1 pseudogene is annotated in these 522 nt (G+C 60.7%); it reads right to left on the reverse strand.

Annotation, left to right across the window (positions count from 1 at the left end):
* Positions 1–345, reverse strand: a pseudogene (locus FN060_RS23150) (hypothetical protein); the annotation flags it as partial.
* Positions 346–522: the final 177 nt, after the last annotated feature.

The raw sequence follows: 522 nt of genomic DNA on the forward strand, positions 1-522 counted from the left end.
ATGCCAGGCAAGGCGGCGGCGTTCGGCCGGACTAACGTCATCTAGATGGTGGCCATAGAGCGCCCGGGACTGATGTGGCAGTTTCGCTTTGAAGTATCCCTGCGCCAGCCCGTACCTGTGTTCGATCCGGCCGAGGATGGTGAAGCTTGCGGCGGAACGAGGCACACGATGGCCCTCGATCCACGATAGCAAGGTCTTTGCATCGAATGTTTCGTCTATCCGAACGACCGCCCGGTGGAGTTGCCAATAGCTCTCGCCAAAGCGCCGCATGTGATAGGCGAGTGCATCGGCAAAGGAACTCAGGTTCTCGTTCGCCTCAAATAACGGCTCTGGTTTGTCTGAAATGGGGTTCGGCCTTGGGCCTCGACGGCTGGCCGAGGGCGACCTCGCGACCCTACCGCGTGCGTGTCCCTGAGTCGCCGCTGTGGGTACAGACTTTCGCCTGCCACCAGCATTCAGCGTGCTGGCTCGCAGCCTCGCCCCATTCAACGCGTCGTCTTCTACAGGCGGTTCCTTTAGCCA

Origin of the sequence: Pseudorhizobium halotolerans, assembly GCF_902153235.2 — a bacterium.
Classification (GTDB): domain Bacteria; phylum Pseudomonadota; class Alphaproteobacteria; order Rhizobiales; family Rhizobiaceae; genus Neorhizobium; species Neorhizobium flavum.